13 protein-coding genes and 1 pseudogene are annotated in these 16911 nt (G+C 70.6%); 8 read left to right on the top strand and 6 right to left on the bottom strand.

What is annotated here, in order from left to right:
- Positions 1-2: 2 nt before the first annotated feature.
- Positions 3-1310 (bottom strand): hypothetical protein, encoded by a 1308-nt coding sequence (locus tag VFA06_RS02380; protein ID WP_324838686.1) that lies wholly within the window; start codon positions 1308-1310, stop codon positions 3-5.
- 107 nt (positions 1311-1417) lie between these two features.
- Here VFA06_RS02380 and VFA06_RS02385 point away from each other — a divergent pair, with 107 nt between their 5' ends.
- Together VFA06_RS02385 and VFA06_RS02390 are read left to right on the top strand one after the other, a co-directional pair.
- The gene (locus tag VFA06_RS02385; RefSeq protein ID WP_324838687.1) at positions 1418-2134 is read left to right on the top strand and encodes a hypothetical protein; all 717 of its coding nucleotides are present in this window, start codon (positions 1418-1420) and stop codon (positions 2132-2134) included.
- Between the two features lie 318 nt (positions 2135-2452).
- Positions 2453-3634, top strand: coding sequence for an HNH endonuclease signature motif containing protein (locus VFA06_RS02390; RefSeq protein WP_324838688.1), 1182 nt, complete (start codon positions 2453-2455; stop codon positions 3632-3634).
- A gap of 260 nt (positions 3635-3894) precedes the next feature.
- Here VFA06_RS02390 and VFA06_RS02395 read toward each other — a convergent pair whose 3' ends face one another.
- Together VFA06_RS02395 and VFA06_RS02400 are read right to left on the bottom strand one after the other, a co-directional pair.
- Positions 3895-5469, bottom strand: coding sequence for a N,N-dimethylformamidase beta subunit family domain-containing protein (locus tag VFA06_RS02395; protein WP_324838689.1), 1575 nt, complete (start codon positions 5467-5469; stop codon positions 3895-3897).
- A 115-nt stretch (positions 5470-5584) separates the two neighbouring features.
- Positions 5585-6301 carry a hypothetical protein gene (locus VFA06_RS02400; RefSeq protein ID WP_324838690.1) on the bottom strand — a complete coding sequence of 239 codons (717 nt, stop codon included), beginning with the start codon at positions 6299-6301 and terminating at the stop codon, positions 5585-5587.
- Between the two features lie 188 nt (positions 6302-6489).
- Here VFA06_RS02400 and VFA06_RS02405 point away from each other — a divergent pair, with 188 nt between their 5' ends.
- The 4 genes and pseudogenes from VFA06_RS02405 to VFA06_RS02420 form a co-directional block, all read left to right on the top strand.
- Entirely contained in the window at positions 6490-9516 is a 3027-nt protein-coding gene (locus tag VFA06_RS02405; protein WP_324838691.1) for a S53 family peptidase, read from the top strand.
- 104 nt (positions 9517-9620) lie between these two features.
- The gene (locus VFA06_RS02410; protein WP_324838692.1) at positions 9621-9836 is read left to right on the top strand and encodes a hypothetical protein; all 216 of its coding nucleotides are present in this window, start codon (positions 9621-9623) and stop codon (positions 9834-9836) included.
- 40 nt (positions 9837-9876) lie between these two features.
- Complete coding sequence (locus VFA06_RS02415) at positions 9877-10809, top strand: alpha/beta hydrolase (RefSeq protein ID WP_324838693.1); 933 nt, start codon at positions 9877-9879, stop codon at positions 10807-10809.
- Between the two features lie 25 nt (positions 10810-10834).
- Positions 10835-11182: pseudogene (locus VFA06_RS02420) on the top strand (FAD-dependent monooxygenase); the annotation flags it as partial.
- Between the two features lie 29 nt (positions 11183-11211).
- Here VFA06_RS02420 and VFA06_RS02425 read toward each other — a convergent pair.
- The 3 genes from VFA06_RS02425 to VFA06_RS02435 all read right to left on the bottom strand — a co-directional run bounded on the left by VFA06_RS02425 (position 11212) and on the right by VFA06_RS02435 (position 14665).
- A complete protein-coding gene (locus VFA06_RS02425; RefSeq protein ID WP_414639807.1) occupies positions 11212-11991 on the bottom strand; it encodes an ABC transporter permease in 780 nt (259 codons plus the stop codon).
- A gap of 104 nt (positions 11992-12095) precedes the next feature.
- The gene (locus VFA06_RS02430; RefSeq protein WP_324838695.1) at positions 12096-13718 is read right to left on the bottom strand and encodes an ABC transporter permease subunit; all 1623 of its coding nucleotides are present in this window, start codon (positions 13716-13718) and stop codon (positions 12096-12098) included.
- Positions 13715-14665, bottom strand: a complete 951-nt coding sequence (locus VFA06_RS02435) for an ABC transporter ATP-binding protein (protein ID WP_324838696.1) — start codon at positions 14663-14665, stop codon at positions 13715-13717. The genes VFA06_RS02430 and VFA06_RS02435 overlap by 4 nt, the downstream gene beginning before the upstream one ends.
- A 222-nt stretch (positions 14666-14887) precedes the next feature.
- Here VFA06_RS02435 and VFA06_RS02440 point away from each other — a divergent pair, with 222 nt between their 5' ends.
- Both VFA06_RS02440 and VFA06_RS02445 read left to right on the top strand, forming a co-directional pair.
- Positions 14888-16192 carry a sensor histidine kinase gene (locus VFA06_RS02440; RefSeq protein WP_324838697.1) on the top strand — a complete coding sequence of 435 codons (1305 nt, stop codon included), beginning with the start codon at positions 14888-14890 and terminating at the stop codon, positions 16190-16192.
- On the top strand, positions 16189-16899 hold the full coding sequence (locus VFA06_RS02445; protein WP_324838698.1) for a response regulator transcription factor: 711 nt from the start codon (positions 16189-16191) through the stop codon (positions 16897-16899). The genes VFA06_RS02440 and VFA06_RS02445 overlap by 4 nt, the downstream gene beginning before the upstream one ends.
- The last annotated feature ends 12 nt before the right edge of the window (positions 16900-16911 follow it).

Below are 16911 nucleotides of genomic sequence, written 5' to 3' on the forward strand. Positions count from 1 at the left end.
CCTTATGCGGTGCCCGCGCTGTATGCGGGCTCTTGCTCGCGGGCCGGCTCCTCGGGTCGGGAGTGCGCTCGGCTGGGCAGCAGCCGCGGCAGTCCGAGCGCGAGCAGCAGCCAGACCGCGACCATCAGCCGGTCGGATTGAGAGGCCAGCGGATGTGCGGCCACCGTGGCGATCCCGGTGGCCGCCACCGCGACGACCAGCACCCCGTACGCCGGATCGCGGCGCACCAGCAGCACCGCGAGCGCGACCAGACCGCCCCCCGCGAGCAGCGCCGTGGGCTCGGAGACCGGGAAGTAGCCCCAGAAGTGCAGGTTGAGCCGCACCAATCGCCCGATCGGATCGGACACGTCGGGCCGGATGAAATGCCGGGTGAAGGTGTCCTGCAAGGACTCGGAGATGCCGGGCCAGCCAAGCAGGGTACTGAGAAGCTCGGAGAGCACGAACCCGCCGCCGGAAACCGCGGCGAGCAGCACCGCGCCGCGATGCCGCGCCGAAGGCACCCACTTCAGGCAGATCAGCGCGCCGAGCGCGAGGGCTAGCGCGACCAGTTGCTCGGAGGAGTAGCGCACGACGAACCCGCTCGCCAGCCCGGCGACGAGCACGGCCGTCCCCGCTCTGAGCCTGCGCTGCATCAGCCACCACGCGCCGAGCAGCGCGAGCAGCGTAGTGGCGAGGGAAGGACCGTCGGTGAGCATGCGGCTGCCCCAATAGCCGGTCGGCGCCGCGAGATAGAGAGCCTGACCGCACAGCGCCACCATCACCCCGCATCCGGCCGCTCGCAGCAACAGCAGAACCAGGAAGCTCGCGCCGAGCGTGCAGAGCATCGCCACGGCCCACAACCCGAAGCGCAGCCCGAAAGCCGCCGCGAACGGCGCGGCCAGCAGCGGATAGCCGGGCCGGGTGGTGAAGATGGCGATGTAGCGCGGCGAACTCGGCGTCAGACCGTTGCGGTAAGTCTGCAGGCAGTGGGCGTATCCGCTCGTGTACGCGAGCCCAGAGCCTGACGACCCGTAGTCCAGCGTCGCGCTGCGCGCCGCCGACTGCCCGCTGTCCTGACAGAACATCACCACCGCGCCGTGCACGGCCTGCGCCTGGCTGTCGCCGAGTATCCGCAAGGTCTGCCGCGCGTACTGGTACGTGTCGTTCGACGGGACGTCCTGCCGGTAGTCGACCGCCTGGATCACGGCGAAGAGCGCGGCGATCAGCAGCGCTCCGGCGATGATCCTGCGGCGCGCTCCGGACCCGGCGCCGCCTGACCAGCTGTTCCACCGGCCGCGCGCCTCAGTCGGCGCCTCCTCGACTCTTGCCACGCGCGGACGTTAGCGACCGAGAGCCAACCGCGGGTGATGCGAGCATGACCGGCTGGTGACCGGACGGAAGGCTGTTGTTTCCCTGGGCCGCGTACCGTGCCAGCGTCATGTCTACCGATGCTCTGACCAAGCCGGCCGCGATCACCGCGATCCCGGCCGCCCCGCGGGTCAGCCGCGCCCTGCTCGCCCTGGTGTCCGCGGCGACGATCGCCGTGGCTCCGATCGCGGGACCCGCGCTCGGGCTGGCCGGCAGTGGACACGGCGGCAGCTCCTCGCCGGCATACATCCTGGCCAGGTTCTCGCATGACATCGGGCACAACGACTGGGCGTTCCAGGGCGGGCTGACCGGACGGATCGACTGGATCGTCGGCTACTGCGCCCTCGCCTTGCTGTGGCTGACCACGGCATTGTGGATCCGCCACCGCACGGTGCGCATCCCCACCCGCCGCCGGCTTTGGCTGAAAGTGCTCGCGGCGGCCTGGGGTACCGAGTTCGCCGCCGGTCTACTGACCCTCGGCGCCGGCCTGCTCGCTCAGCAGTCCTCCTCCCGGTTCGGCCCGACCCTGCTGCGTGCGGCCGACCTGTGTTCGCCATGGTGGTCTTGCGTCGCGGTGCTCGCAGTGGTCGCATTCGCGGAACTCAACTCGGCGACGTTGCGCGCGGCGGCCGCCTACGGTGTGCTGCTCGCGGCGCTGCTGCTGGTTCCGCTGCCCGGTCCGGACGCGGTCAAAGCCCTGATCCTCGCCGCGCCCGCCGCGATCCCCGCCTTCCTCACCAGCGATCCGCCCAGCGTTGCAGAGGAACGCGCCGGGACCAGCACCTAGCTGTCCCGCTCAACTGGACAACCGCTAACCCGCCGTCTCGCTTTCCCCAATAAAACTCCGCGATGACATCTCCGCGACGCGGCTTTCCTTCAGCGGCGAGTCTCATTTACAACACCACATAACCACAGACGCCCTTGCGCGCTGGGTGTCTCGCGATAGCTTTGCCGACGCTCGTTGAGGCAAGGCCAGGACACGCGTGCATAGGTTTTCCGCGCCCCAACGCGCAAACGGGTGAATCCCAAGAAAACTCGCCATACACCAATAATACCCGCGAAAATAGAAGCAGGGACCTTATTCCGACTTCTTTCCGGGGAAACCATGCACGCCACACCCGACCTTTCCCGGGCGGCTCTGATCGACGCGTTGATCGGCACCGAGAAACGCCTCGCCCAACTGCACGCCGCCCAGCACCGCTTGCTCGCCACCCTCGCCCAATCTCGCGGCACCGATCCGCTCGACTGCACCGAGGAAGAGATCACCGCCGCCCTGCGGTGGTCCCCGAACACCACCCGCAACCGGCTGCACACCGCCCACAGCCTCGCCACCCGATTCCCCGAAACCCTTGACCTGATGGCCGCAGGCTCCGTCTCCAACGCTCAAGCCAACGCCCTGGTCGAGATCACCGCAGGACTCGAACCCGACGCGGCACGCGCCGCACAGAACCGCGTACTCGCCCGCCTGCCGCACCAGAGCGTGGCCGCGACCCGCAAGGCCCGGCACCGCGCGGTCCTGGCGGTCGACCCGCAGGCCGCGCACAAACGTCACCTTTTGGAAACCAAGAAACGCCGCGTCACCCTGTGCCCGGAGCCGGATGGTATGGCCACCCTTGCGCTCTACACTCCTGCACAGACCGGCGCCGCGGTCATGGCTGCGCTCGACCTGCACGCCAGGCAACGGTCGGAAGGCGATGCGCGAACTCTGGACCAGCGGCGCGCGGACAGCCTCGCGCACCTCGTGCTGTCCTCCGTGGGTGTCCCGTCCAGCGGGACAACGCAGACCACGGCTGAGGTTCCGGCGCTCATCCAGATCACGGTGGGTATCGACACGCTGCTGGGCAGCAGCGAGGAACCGGCGGAGCTGCGCGGCATCGGGCCGATCACCGCCGGACAAGCGCGAGCGATCGCATTCGGGAATGACGCAACCTGGCGCAGGCTGCTGACCGCTCCCGACGGGACGCTGCTGCACGCGGACGCGCGCACCTACCGGCCCACCGCGAGCGTGGAGCGCCTGGTGCGGCTGCGGGACCGGCACTGCATGTTCCCCGGCTGCGCGATGCCCGCGGCGCGCTGCGATCTGGACCACATCATCCCGTTCGACCACCATCGGCCCGAACACGGTGGCGCCACCACGCCGCAGAACCTGCACTCGCTGTGCCGTAGACACCACCGGCTCAAGACCGCGGGAAGCTGGAAAGTCGCGCGCGAGGGCGAGGGGGAAGTGGTGTGGAGCGCCCCGACCGGACACGGCTACTCAACCCGCGCGGAAGCGTATGCGGCCTAAAGCGGCGGCAGGGTGGTGGTCGGGGTTTGAAAACCTGTGCCCGCGTATCCCGCGTGACCCTCGGTCGCCGTCGGCAAAGCTATCGCGAGACGCCCAGCGCACAAGGGCGTCTGCGGACAAGCAAAGCAGTAAACGAAACTTGCCGCTGAAGGAAAGCCGCGTCGCGGAGATGTCATCGCGGAGTTTTATTGGGGAAAGCGAGACGGCGGGCGGCGGGTGAGCGGTTGTCCAGTTGAACGGGACACGGCTTGACGCCGGGTCTAAGCCGGACGCTGCCGCAACCGATTGAACAGATTCGCCGTGGCGCGCTGGATGCGCGCGTCGACGTAACCGGGCCGGTTGAGGCCGAGCGACCAGTTGAACGTGCCGGCGGCGAACACGATCGCGCCGCGCTCGGTCTCGTAGAGGCTGGTGTGCTGGATGCGCGGCCAATCGCTGCCGCCGAGCGCCATGAAGTGCGACGCCGAGAGCATCGTGTGCCGCGCCGCCGGTGGCTTGGGCGCTGACGCATCGAACCCGTCCGCCTCGCCGCCGACGATGCCCGCGATGCTTTCGCCGTCCTTGACCCCGGTCCCGCTCCAGAACCAGTGGTCCGCGCCGCTGACCACCAGCGGCATCTCGGCCTTGGGGATCCCGTTGTACTGAACGCCGATGAGGCTCTGCTCCGCCTGCGCTCCGTGCGGATTTACGGTGCGCCACAGGCAGGTCGGGCCGCTGCTGTCGGCCTGCGGATCCGGATCGCTTTTCCAGCAGGACATGACGTGGCTGCTGCGCCCTTGGTCGTCCGACTCGAAGCGCACGTGCCAGTACACGTTGTTCGCCGCGATGAACGCGACATGCGTGCCGGACCCGATGGCAGCGGAAACCCTGTCGCGCATCGTGCGCGACCAGTACTCATCGTGCCCTGAGAAGACCAGAGCAGAGTACTGCGACGGATCGATGCGGCCGTCGTGCAGATCCACGCTGGTCGCGTAGCTCAGGTCGTATCCGCTGCGTTCGGCCCACTGCAGGAACTCGTAGTCGAGATCGGCGCGCTGCGGCAGTCCGACGTTCTCGTACGGCCGGGCGAAGCTGACCTGGCGAGCCCGCGTACCGTACGCGATGGGCGCGCCGTTGACGTCGGTGCGCGAGGAACCCGCCTCGCTCCCGGCCGCGCCCGGATTCCCGTCGTGCCCGTAGCCGTAGTACAGGCTTTTGCCGACTTTCCCGTCGAGCGGCCACTGGTTGTACGCCTGATATGTCGAGAAGGGCAGCACCACGAGGAAATCCGCGCGCCGCGCGTCATCGCGCACCACGAACGGCGCGTAACTGCGGTGCCCGCTTTCAGCGGTGAAGGCGGCCAGGTAGCTTCCCGCAGTCCACGTACGCGGCACGGTGATCGTCCAGTCCGCATCCCACGCGCAGCTGATCATCCCGGTCGCCCGGTCGGTGACCGGCTCCGGTTGAGTGCGGCCCGGCAGCGGGGGACTTCCGCCCATCCGGCGCGCGCCGAGCCCGCCGTAGTCGCCGAGCCGGTAGATGTCGACGACGAAGGAACGCGCCGGATCGGTCGATACGTGAAAGCTGATCGACTCGCCGAGACTGACGCTGGTGGCCGAGGCGTAACCCTTGACCTGGCGGCCCAGGTCGTCCGCGCCGACCGTGCCGCCGGACCCGATCCGCCAGTCGGCGCTGCCCGCCCGCCGGTTCTCCGCGCGGACCGGATTGTCTGGCCCTTCGGCCACGCGCGGTGACGCCGGATGTGACGTCGCGGCGTGCACAGCAGTCGTCGCACCGGCGGCCAGCGCGCCCGCGCCGAGCAGCGTCAGGGCGGAGCGTCGGGAGATCTCGGCCACGAGCGCCGACCCTAGGCGCATGGCGGTGCCCGATGGTGACCAGTCCCAGCCGCCGCGGTATACGGCAGCTGAATTTCAGGAGGAGATCCCACGACCGCGATGATGAAAGAAGTGGCTACAGGCGCCGTTTGACCGCGGGGACCACCGGCACGGTCCACACCCACGACGGGCAGGTCTCGAGGTACTCGTGGTTGTCGCTGTGGTAGACAAGGCAGCCGACCAGCCAGACCCCGCCGCCGGCGGTCCCGTGTGTCGGCTCATCCTTCGCGGTCGGCGAGACGATCACCGACACCAGCGCGTAGTCCTGCTCGTTGCCGGCGTGTCCGGGCGCGGGGGTGAGGAAGTCCTTGTAAGCCCGCATCGCGGTGTCCCCGGGCGCCGGGTTCGACTGCCGGTGGAAGTAGCCGTTGACGTCGCGCGGGTGCGGGTTGGCGGCGAGCCAGGCGGCGGTCGGCTGGAAGCTGTAGATCGCGCGGGCGTGCAGCAGCATCCACTGCACCACCGTGTCGACGCGGTCCGTGGTCTCGGTTCCGGCCAGGCCTTCCCCGGCGTGGTCGGCGTCTCCGGCGAAGCCGCGGCACAGCGGCTGCGCGCCGTCGTAAGCCGTCTGGTACGTGGCGACCACGGTGTCGTGAGCGCAGACCGCGGTCGCGCCTCCGCTCGACACCGGCGCGCCCGCCGCCGCTGCCGAGACTGCCGGCGCGGTGGGAGTGCTCGACGATGCGCACGCCGCGGTGAGCAGCACGAGCACGGTGGCGGCGGCGATGAGAACCGCGGCGACCGGGCGGCGCGTGCGCCGGGCGGCGAGTCGCGTGGGGGTTGAAGAGGTCACGACCATCACACGGCAGGACCGCTCCAGCCGTTCAACGTCCCGCTCAGCGCCTGCGGTCCCGGCGGGTGCCGTGGGTATCGGACAGCGCCCTTTACCGGCTGCGGCAGCCGTTGACGTCCGGGCGTCGAACCCTTACAGTCTGCCAGGCAAGTTAAGTAACTTTACGAGAATGCGGGCGGAGACTTCAGGTGCGGGGCAAAGGAATCGTCGCGGCCATGGCCGCCGCGCCACTCGTCATAGGGCTGCTGCCAGGCGGGGCCAAGCCGGCAAGCGCGAGCTCGACCCCACGTGCGGCGGCCGGTTCGTCGCGGCTGTACAGCCTGCCGACCGGTGATCACGTGCAGGTGACCGGATCGGGAAGCGCCAGCCGAGTGCACTTCATTCCGGCGCCGGGACATCAGGGCGCTGCGGTGACATCGATCGTCGGCGGGCAGGTCACCGTCGTGCCGGTCAACGCCTTCGGCCACATATCCTCGCTCGCCGATTTCCGCGTCGGTGAGGCCGGTGTGCGTGCTGCGGGGGCCGTCCGGCCGCACTACGCGATGTCGCTCCTCGATATCAAGGCGCTCGACCACGAGGGTGTCCCGGCCGCCGCCGCAGAAGTCATGCTCGTCAACGTCGACGACCCGGCTCGCGCGACCTGGGACGGCGTCATGACCGGCGGCGACGCCCGGATTCAGGTGCCGGCCGGGCACTACGGCGTCGCGGTCGCCGTCTTCGACACCGACGCCAAGGGCGACTCCACCGAAACCGACCTGCTGACCGCGACCGACGTGACCGTCACCGCCGCCGGAGCGACGGTGAGCCTCGACGGGCGCGGCGCCCAGCCGGTCTCGTTCGTCACGCCGCGGCCGAGCGTCTTCGAGGTCGGCACGGTCGGCTGGATCCGCGGCGTGGCCGGAAACCTCGACGCGCTGGACCTCGGCGCGCTGGCCGGCACGAAGTTCTACGTCGGCGCGGCCGCGAAGGCGCAGCACGGCGTCATGCAGTTCTCCGTCCTGGCGCGGCAGAACTCGCCCGCCTCGGCCGGCTCGCCGTACAGCTACGTCGCGGCGATCCCGAAGACCGCACAGATCCCGGCGAATCAGACCTACACCATCGCGGCCTCCTCCCTGGCCACCTTCGACGACACCTACGTCACCGACACCCCGGCCCAGGACCTGATGCTGTCCGACGGCTTCCTGCTCAGCAGCGACGGTCCGAACGATCCCGCGCTGCCCGACCTGCCCTGGACCCCCGGACACGCACCGTCCACCGACGTGCGCTACGTCTCGGCATCCTCAACCCTGGTCTACGACGGCTTCATGCTGCCCACGCCCAATGCCTTCCTCGACGGCGAGCTAGAACGCATCGCGCACGCGAAGCCCGGCGAGCAGGTCCCGCTCACGTGGCGCGGTGGCCTGATCGTCCCGGCGCCCGCGACCTACGACGGCCCCTGCTTCCTCTGCCGGGAAAGCAACACCCTGCACGGCATCGACGCCATGGACACCGATGCCTCGGGCGATGTCGGACAGTGGAGCGACGGCCCGACCACGATCACCGAGGACGGCAAGACGATCTACCGCAACACGACGATGGGCGTGATCTTCGACCAGGCACTTCCCGCCGCAGCGCACCGCTACGTCTACTCCATCGACACGACGCACGACGAATCCCAGTCGGCGCTGTCCACTCACTCACGGATCGAGTGGGGGTTCGACTCGTCGCAGGTCACGAAGTCGACTGTGCCTTCCTCCTATGGCTGCTCGCCGTGCGCGCCACTGCCGATCCTTTATGCGAGCGCCTGGTTCCTCGCGGACGGCCACGAATCCGTTTCCGGCCAAGGGGTGTTCGACGCCGACCTGCAGCATCAGGCCTACGCCGCCGATCCAGCCACGACAACCGCGACCGTCGAGGTGTCCTACGACGACGGCACGACGTGGCAGCCGCTGAAGGTCACGCTCACCAACGGCGGACACCACATCCACGGCACATGGTCGATCCCTGCGTCCCTTCCGGCCGGCTATCTCGCAGTTCGGATTCACGCCGCGGACGCCAACGGCAGCACGCTGGACGAGACCGTGCACCACGCCGCCCTGGTCAGCGCTCCACACGGCATCGCGCTCCCTTCCAACAGCAGCCCGGGAACCGGCAAGCCGAACGGGATCAGTGCGGTCTGTCCCTCCGCCAAGCCTGGGTTCGCCCGCTGCCTGGCACTGGTCAACCGGACCGCGACGAACAGCACGCCGAAGGGGCTGCCGGACGGATACGCGCGTGCCGATCTGCTCTCGGCATATAAGCTCCCTGCGACCGGCGGCTCGGGCCGCACGGTGGCTGTCGTCGACGCGCACGACGACCCGACCGCGGAAGCGGACCTCGCCGTCTACCGAAAGACCTACGGCCTGGCCGCGTGCACCGCGGCCGACGGCTGCTTCAAGAAGGTCAACGGGCAGGGCAAGGCCTCCCCGCTGCCCGCCTACGACCGTAGCGACGACTGGAGCGACGAGGTGTCCCTCGACCTCGACATGGTCTCCGCGACCTGCCCCGAGTGCCGGATCCTGCTGGTCGAGGCGGACGACGCGAGCGCGGCCGCGCTGGCAGCCGCGGAGCGCACGGCGATCGGCTCGGGAGCCGTCGCGGTCTCCAACAGCTGGGGCGCGGACGAGTCCACCGAGACACAGGCACTCAGCTCCGCGTTCCAGCACAGCGGGGTGGCGGTGACCGTCTCCAGCGGCGACAACGGCTTCCAGGAAGCGGCCTGGCCCACCTCGCTGCCCAACGTGATCGCGGTCGGCGGCACCAGCCTGACAAAGGCCTCCTCGACCAGCCGCGGCTGGACCGAGACCGCCTGGTCCGGCGCCGGATCAGGCTGCTCCGCGTATGTGGCCAAGCCGGCTTGGCAGCATGACGCGCACTGCACCTGGCGCACCGCCTCGGACGTCTCCGCGGTCGCCGACCCGAAGACCGGACTCGCCGTCTACGTGCAGGGCTCCTGGGGCGTCTTCGGCGGCACCAGCGCCTCATCGCCGATCGTCGCCGCGATGATCGCCCTGGCCGGCAACTCCGCCCAGCTCACCACCGCGCAGTACATTTACGGCCATGCGGCGGCCCTCAACGATGTCGTCTCGGGCTCGAACGCCGACTGGGACTGCGGCGGCGACTACCTTTGCACCGCGGTCAAGGGGTACGACGGTCCGACCGGGCTCGGCACCCCCAACGGCCTCGGCGCGCTGTGACCCGGCTCACCACAGTCGGCCGGCGAGCCAACGATCGGCGTACTTAGGCACCGGTATGCCGGACTGGTCGCGACGCCGGGGAGGGCACAAGATAACGTCGGCTCATGACTGAGAACGAGGCGCTGGACACCGAGGGCACCGTGCAGGCGGACGAATTCGTCGCCGAGCTGATCCTGGGGCTCGAACGCGCCGCCGACGGGGAGTCGGATCCGGAGATCAAGTCGCGGCTGCGCGGCGCGGCGGCGATCCTCGGCACCGTCGGCAGGCACGTGACCACCGAGATCGCCGCAAAGATCATCGTCCGCGCGATGGACCTGTAGCCCTCGGCGCGGCCGACGCCGACTTTAGGGAGGGGACCCGATGCCGCTACATCCGGAAGTCGAGGCGATGCGCGCGCGCCGGGAGCGTGAGGGCGCGGCGCCGCTCTATACGCTGTCGCTGGCGCAGGCCAGGGCCGCTGACCTGGCCGATATCCAAGCTGCCGTCGGCAGCGGCGAGCCGGTGCACGCGGTCACCGAGCACGTCGCCGCCGGGCCCGGCGGCGGACTGCGCATCCGCGTGTACGAGCCCGATGACGGGCGCGACCGGCCGGCCCTGGTCTACTACTTCGGCGGCGGGTGGACGCTGGGCAACCTCGAGACCTGCGATGCGATCTGCCGGGCGCTGACCAACGCGGCCGGCTGCGTGACCGCCTCCGTGCAGTACCGGCTGGCCCCGGAACACCCGTTCCCGGCCGCCGTCGAGGACAGCTACGCCGGACTCGACTGGGTGGCGCGCAACGCCGCTCGGCTCGGCGTGGACGCCGACCGCCTCGCCGTCGGCGGCGACAGCGCGGGAGGCAACCTCGCCGCCGCCGTCACCCTGCTGGCCCGCGAGCGCGGCGGGCCGAAGCTGCGCCACCAGCTCCTGGTGTATCCGAACACCGATTACGGCTGGGACCCGGAGGCGCTGCGCGCGTACGAGGACCCGCTGCTGTTCAACCGGTGGTCGGTCGAGTGGTACTGGAAGCACTATCTAACCGACGAGCGGGACGGGCTCGACCCGCTGGCCTCGCCGTTACGCGCGCCCAGCCTGGCCGGACTGCCGGACGCGACCGTGATCACCGCCGAGTACGACCCCCTGCGCGACCAGGGCGAGCAGTACGCGCAGCGGCTCCGCGAGGAAGGAGCCGAGGTCGAACTGCGCCGCTACGAGGGCATGGCGCACGGCTTCTTCGGCATGTTCGGCGCGTTCACGCTCGGCCGTGAGGCGGTCGCGTACGCGGCCGGGCGCCTCGCTGATGCACTGAGGTAATGGCCCGAGACGGCACTGCGCCGCATCGCGCTGGACCGACGGCCCGGTCGTGCTGCTCGGCGACGCCGCCCACGCCGCGCTGCACTACGCGGCGCAGGGGGCGTGCCAGGCGGTCGAGGACGCGGTGCTGCTCGCCGATCTGCTCGACCAGGCCGCGCCCGAGGACTTCCCCGAGCGCTTCGAGCAGTACACCGCCCTGCGCCGCGACCGCACCGCGCGTGTCCACGCCCTCGTGCTCGACAGCATCCGCATGTGGCACCCGGCCGGCCAAGCCGCTGCGGCCCGAAACGCGCGGATGTCCGCGATGGCGGCCACTGACCTGCACGACTTCCTCGCCTGGAGGCACGAACCGCAGTCGCTCACCCGCGTGTGACGGCCGCGCGTCGGATGCCGGATCACGCCTCAGGCGTCACGAAGCCGCAGCGCCAAGCCGCCGGCGAGCAGTGCCCCGGCGGCCCACGCGGCGAGCACCCCCAGCCCCTCCCACGGGCCTATCGGCATGCCGGCCAGGTCCCTGGTCGCCTGGATGGATAGGCCCGCGTTCATCGGCGAGTAGCGCTCGATGCGGTTGTGCCAATGCGGATCGCTGACCACCCCCGCGATGATCGGCGAGAGATAGAGCAGGGCCAACACGACCCCGATCGACGTGGCCGAGTCACGTATCAGGGTCGCGATACCGAGGCTGAGCAGCGCGATGAGCCCGAGGTAGAGCACTGAGCCGCCCGTTGCTCGCAAGACCGACGAGTCCGTCAACGCGAGCAGCCGCGGATAGCCATGCGCCGCCGTGAACCCCTTGCCGGGCATGACCAGCCGGCCGACCAGCACCGAACCGAGCACGGCCACGGCCCCGGCGAACAGAGTCAGGCCGCTGATTAGCGTGGCTTTCGCCGCCAGCACGGTCATGCGGCGCGGCATGGCGGCGAACGTGACCCGGATCATGCCGGTGCTGTACTCGCCGCTGACCGCCAGCACCGCGAGGATGGCGACCACCGCCTGCCCGAACTCGATCCCGGTGAGGCCGACCTTGGCAGGGTCCTGACCGCAGTCGGCGGCCGAGCAGGGCACGGCGGCCTCCGCCGCGGCGCTCACCGCGATCGTCAGCACGGCGATGGCCAGCAGCAGCCAGAACGTGCCCGGCAGCGTGCGCAGCTTGGTCCACTCGGCATGCAGCGACTCGGCCAGGTTCGCCCGGCGGCCGCGCGGCTCCCGCCGGGCGGGCGCCCGGCGAGGCGCCCGCCCGATCCCCGATGCCCCCGCTTCCCGGGAATCCTGGTCCACCACCCGGCTCACGCGTCCCTCCGGCTCAGCCGCAGGTGGGCCAGGCCGAGGGCGAGGATCGCGTAGCCGCAGAGCACCGCGAAACCGGCCCATGGCGCGAGCGGGAAGTACCCGTTCGACGGCGTGTAACTGGCCGTCACCTGCGGATACGCCACCAAGCTCTGCTGCACCGAGAACGCGGCCGCGGGGGTCAGGCGCATCAGCCACTGCGCGGCGTCGGCGGGCAGCACGGAGGCGACCGCGAGGATGTAGGGCAGCACGATCATCACGATCACGACGGTCACCGTCGTGGCGCTGCGCCGCAGCAGCGCCCCCACGCCGAGCGCGAAGATCGCGACGCCGGCGAACAACGCCGCGGTGCCCACGATGACCCGGAATTCCGTCAGCGACGAGACCGGAAGGATGTACCGGCCGTGGTTGTACGCGATGTGGTCGCTCAGCGGCATCGCAATGACGGACGCGACCAGCCCGACCAGGAACGTCATGGTGCCGATGACGACCGCCTTCGCCGCCAGGACGCGTCCGCGCCGGGGAGTGGCCGCCAAGGTGAGCCGGATGAGGCCCCTGCGGTACTCGGCCGTGATGAACATGGCGGCGACGATCGCGATGGCGATCAGCCCGGCGAAGGCGCCGACCAGGCTCTGCTCCACCGGCCGTCCGTCGCCAAGGCCGCCCGCGCCCCACGGCGCGATGTCCCCGGTGCCGGTCACCGTGAAGCCGTCACCGGACTGCTGGTAGTTCGCGGCCTGCAGCAGGTCCGCGGCGCGCGCCTTGGCGGTTCCGACCACGTCACCCTGCCACGTCGCGCCCTGCGCCGCGCCTTGCACGGCGACGTTGTCGAAGGAACCGGTGGCCTGGGTAGGGCCTCCCACCGAGGACCCGCCCCCGAAGTTCTGCGTGGTCACCGTGTAGCCGGGCGAGGTCGCGAACAGGCCGACCTGGACCGTGGACGGTAGGCCGGCCAAGGTCGCGCTGCTGACGGCGGTCCAGTGCGTGCCGTCGAGCGAGTCGTAGCCGGTGATGGTGTCGCCGCTGCGGACCAAGCGCAGCCAACGCGGAGACGACGAGCTGACGGCCCCCGGCGTACCGGCGACGTCGTGCGTGAAGTTGTACTGCATCCGCACGCCGTTGCCGCCGGTGACCATCATCGCCGCATACGCCGAACCCGCCGCGTCGCTCTGCTTGATGATGATCCCCGCCTTGGACCAGGGTTGCGTGCCCGAGACCATCCCGGCCGTGTCCGACCCGGATCCAATCGCGCCTTGAGGCGAATACAGGCCGGTGAACGAGGTGACTCGCGCGGTGATGGTTCCGTTTCCGGCCAGCGGCTGATGCACGAAGTAGAAGGTGTCGAACACCGCCTCGCCATCCGGTCCGAGCGGCGGGTTCAACCGGCAGGCCGCGCCGCTGCGCTGGCCCGAATTGCCGGGGCCGCCGCCGCACTGGATCGACCCGGCGGTCGCGGTCAGCAGACCGAGCCCCACCATCACCAGCACCGCGACGAACAGGCCGATGATCCAGCCGCGCACGGTGCGGAACTTGGTCCACTCCGCTCGCAGCGACTGCGCGAATCCATCGCGCGCTGAGTGCACCTCGGTGCGATACGGCGTGACAGAGCTCGTCGTCGTCATCGCGCCGCCCCCTCGCTGCCGTTGGCGTCTTCGGCCGGCGCGGCGCGGAACTCGACCGCCTCGCGGGTCAGCTCCATGTACGCCTCCTCCAGCGACGCGCGATGCGCCGAGACCTCGGAGAACGGCACGGCGCTCGCGTTGAGCAGCGTGACGACGCGCTCCGCTGTCAATCCAGAGATGGTCAACGTCTCCAAGCCCGTGGCGGCCACCGTCGCCCCCGCGTTCGCGAGCACCGTCATCGCGTGCGTGCGCGCGGCGGTGCGCACTGCTACACGGTCGCCGGACGCCGCGGCGATCAGTTCGGCGACGCTGGTGTCGGCGATGACCTTGCCGCGGCCGACCACCACCAGGTGGTCCGCGGCGTCCTGCAGCTCGCTCATCAGATGGCTGGAGACCAAGATCGCCCGGCCCTGCGCGGCCAGTGAGCGCAGGAACCCGCGCATCCACACGATGCCCTCGGGATCCATGCCGTTGAACGGCTCGTCGAGCATGAGCGCCGGGGGATCGCCGAGCAGCGCCGCGGCGATGCCCAGCCGCTGCCGCATGCCGAGCGAGAAGCCGCCGGCCTTGCGGCGGATCGCCGAACCGAGGCCGGCCTGCTCCACCACCTCGTCCACCCGGCGCGCCGCAAGGCCCTGCGAATGCGCCAGCCAGAGCAGGTGGTTGCGGGCCGAACGGCTCGGCTGCAAGGCGGCGGCGTCCAGTAGCGAACCCAAATGGCTGAGCGGGTGGCGCAGGCTGCGATACGGCTGCCCGCCGACCAGCGCGGTACCCGCGTCGGGCGCATCGAGACCGAGGATCACCCGCATCGTGGTCGACTTGCCGGCGCCGTTCGGGCCGACGAACCCGGTCACCTGTCCTGGCTGCACGGCGAAGGACAATCCGTCCAGCGCCTGCGTCGGCCCGAACCGCTTGCGCAGGCCGTTCACTTCGATGGCTGCTTCCATGCCACGCAGGCTAGGGGCGGGCCGCACCAGGGGTCGTCACGCCACGGAGCAATCCTCACCGTAGCTGACCCGAGGGAGCTAAACCTCCGGACATCCCTCGCGCGGGGGATGCAAGTGTCACCGCGACCGGGGACGTCGGTGCGCCCAACCAGCGGCGACAATGGCGGTGCCGGGCGTGGCGGCCTCGGCGCTTGGCGGCAGGCGATCATGGGAGGCGAACAGGTGACCGCAGCGGGAGAGCGGGGCGAGCGGTGGACGCGCAGCGGCCGGCGGTTCGCCACGGCCGCGCGGATCCCGGCTCTCGCCGCGACCCTGCTGAGCCTGGCCGCGGTGCTCGAACTGGCCGTGCGCACGACAGCCACGGCGACCGTCAGGGTCGGCGAGAGCGTCGATGGGCCGACCCGGGTCCTGCACCTCGGCGACACCGACCTGAGCTGGCAGGCCGCGATGGTGGTCTACCTGCTCGCGCTGACCTCCACCCTGGCGCCCGCGCTCCTGCGCCCGGCCGCCGCGGCGGTATCGGTGAGCGCCGCGAACGTCCTGATGCTCGGGATCTTCCACACGCTGACCCTCGCGGGCGCGGCCGGGCAGCTGCTCGTCGGCTACCGGCTCGGGCGCTGCGGCTCGCGAGTGCTGGCCCCGGCTCTCGCCGCCCCCTTCGTCGCGCTCGCGCTCGCCGGATTCGATCCGCCCGACCGCGAGACCGGTTTCCTCACCGTGCTGCTGGCCTCGCTCGCCCCGGCGGCGGCGCTGGCCGGACTGGCCGTGCGGGAGCGCGGCGAGGCACTGGCCCGCAGCGAGGCGCAGGAAGTGATCGCCAGCACCCTGATGGAGCACTCGGCCCGCGGCGAACGGGCCCGCATCGCCCGCGAGCTGCACGACGTGGTCGCCCACCACATCTCGATGATCGCCGTGCAGGCGGAAACGGCCCGCCTGGCCACCCCGGGACTGCCCACCGCCGGAGCCCGCAGGCTGCTGGAGATCGGCGACACCGCGCGGGCCGCGCTGACCGAGATGCGCCGCCTGCTCGGAGTGTTGCGCGAGGACGCGCGCGACGCCGATCCGCAGCGGCCGGACCCGCAGAAGCCGCGGGCCGACCTGAGACCGCAGCCGACCCTCCAACAGCTCGTCGAGCTGCTGGACGAAGCGAGGAATGCCTCCATGACCGGCGTACGGCTGATCGTCTCCGGGTCGCCGACCACCCTCGACCCCGGCGTCGAGCTCGCCGCGTACCGCATCATCCAGGAAGCCCTCACCAACGCCCGGCGCCACGCCCCGGGCGCCGCGGTCGATGTGGAGCTGCACTACACCGCGGAGACGCTGCGTTTGCGCGTACGCGACAACGGGCCAGGAACAGGATTCGAAGCCGTGGAAGCCGGCCCGGCGAAACCCGGGGCCGGGCACGGACTGCTGGGGATGCGCGAGCGAGCCACCGCAGTCGGCGGCCTGCTGACCGCCGGTCCGGCATCCATCGGCGGCTTCCTGGTCGAAGCCACCCTCCCCGCCAAGGCAGAGGTGATCGCATGACCGCCGGGTCCGCCGCGATCCGCGTCGTCGTCGCGGATGACCACCAGGTGGTGCGCACCGGCTACGCCGCCTTGCTGGACACCCAATCCGATTTCACCGTCGTCGGCACGGCGAGCGACGGCGCCGAGGCGGTGCGGATCTGCCGCGAGTCGCACCCGGACGTGGTGCTGATGGACGTGCGGATGCCGGAGCTGGACGGCATCGAGGCGACGAGGCAGCTGCTCGGAGACGACCGCCGCGACGACGCCACCGGCGGTGCGCTTCCACGCGTCCTCGTGCTCACGACCTTCGACCTCGACGAATACGTCTACGACGCGCTTCGCGCGGGTGCGAGCGGCTTCCTGCTCAAGGACGTGACAGCGGAGCGGCTGTTCGACGCCGTGCGCGTGGTCGCCTCAGGTCAAGCGCTGCTCGCGCCCTCCGTCACCCGACGCCTCATCAGCGAGTTCGCGCAGTTGCGCCCGAAACAGGACGCCTCGTCCAAGACGGCGCTCTCGGCGCTGACGCCGCGCGAGACCCAGGTGCTGCGCCTGGTCGCGGAGGGACTGTCGAACCCTGAGATCGCGGCCCGGCTCGTCGTCACCGAGGAGACGGTCAAGACGCACGTGAGCCGGGTGCTGGGCAAGCTCGGCCTCCGCGACCGCACTCAGGCGGTCGTCGCGGCGTATGAGTCAGGACTCGTCGTTCCCGGCGACAATTCGCGCTAGCCGGCGCACGGC

Source organism: Actinocrinis sp. (assembly GCF_035653575.1).
Taxonomy (GTDB): Bacteria; Actinomycetota; Actinomycetes; order Streptomycetales; family Catenulisporaceae; genus Actinocrinis.

Coding starts and splice junctions, on each gene's coding strand:
- VFA06_RS02415 (WP_324838693.1), top strand. CDS start 9,877: ATGCCGCTACATCCGGAAGTCGAGGCGATGCGCGCGCGCCGGGAGCGT.
- VFA06_RS02445 (WP_324838698.1), top strand. CDS start 16,189: ATGACCGCCGGGTCCGCCGCGATCCGCGTCGTCGTCGCGGATGACCAC.
- VFA06_RS02435 (WP_324838696.1), bottom strand. CDS start 14,665: ATGGAAGCAGCCATCGAAGTGAACGGCCTGCGCAAGCGGTTCGGGCCG.
- VFA06_RS02410 (WP_324838692.1), top strand. CDS start 9,621: ATGACTGAGAACGAGGCGCTGGACACCGAGGGCACCGTGCAGGCGGAC.
- VFA06_RS02430 (WP_324838695.1), bottom strand. CDS start 13,718: ATGACGACGACGAGCTCTGTCACGCCGTATCGCACCGAGGTGCACTCA.
- VFA06_RS02385 (WP_324838687.1), top strand. CDS start 1,418: ATGTCTACCGATGCTCTGACCAAGCCGGCCGCGATCACCGCGATCCCG.
- VFA06_RS02390 (WP_324838688.1), top strand. CDS start 2,453: ATGCACGCCACACCCGACCTTTCCCGGGCGGCTCTGATCGACGCGTTG.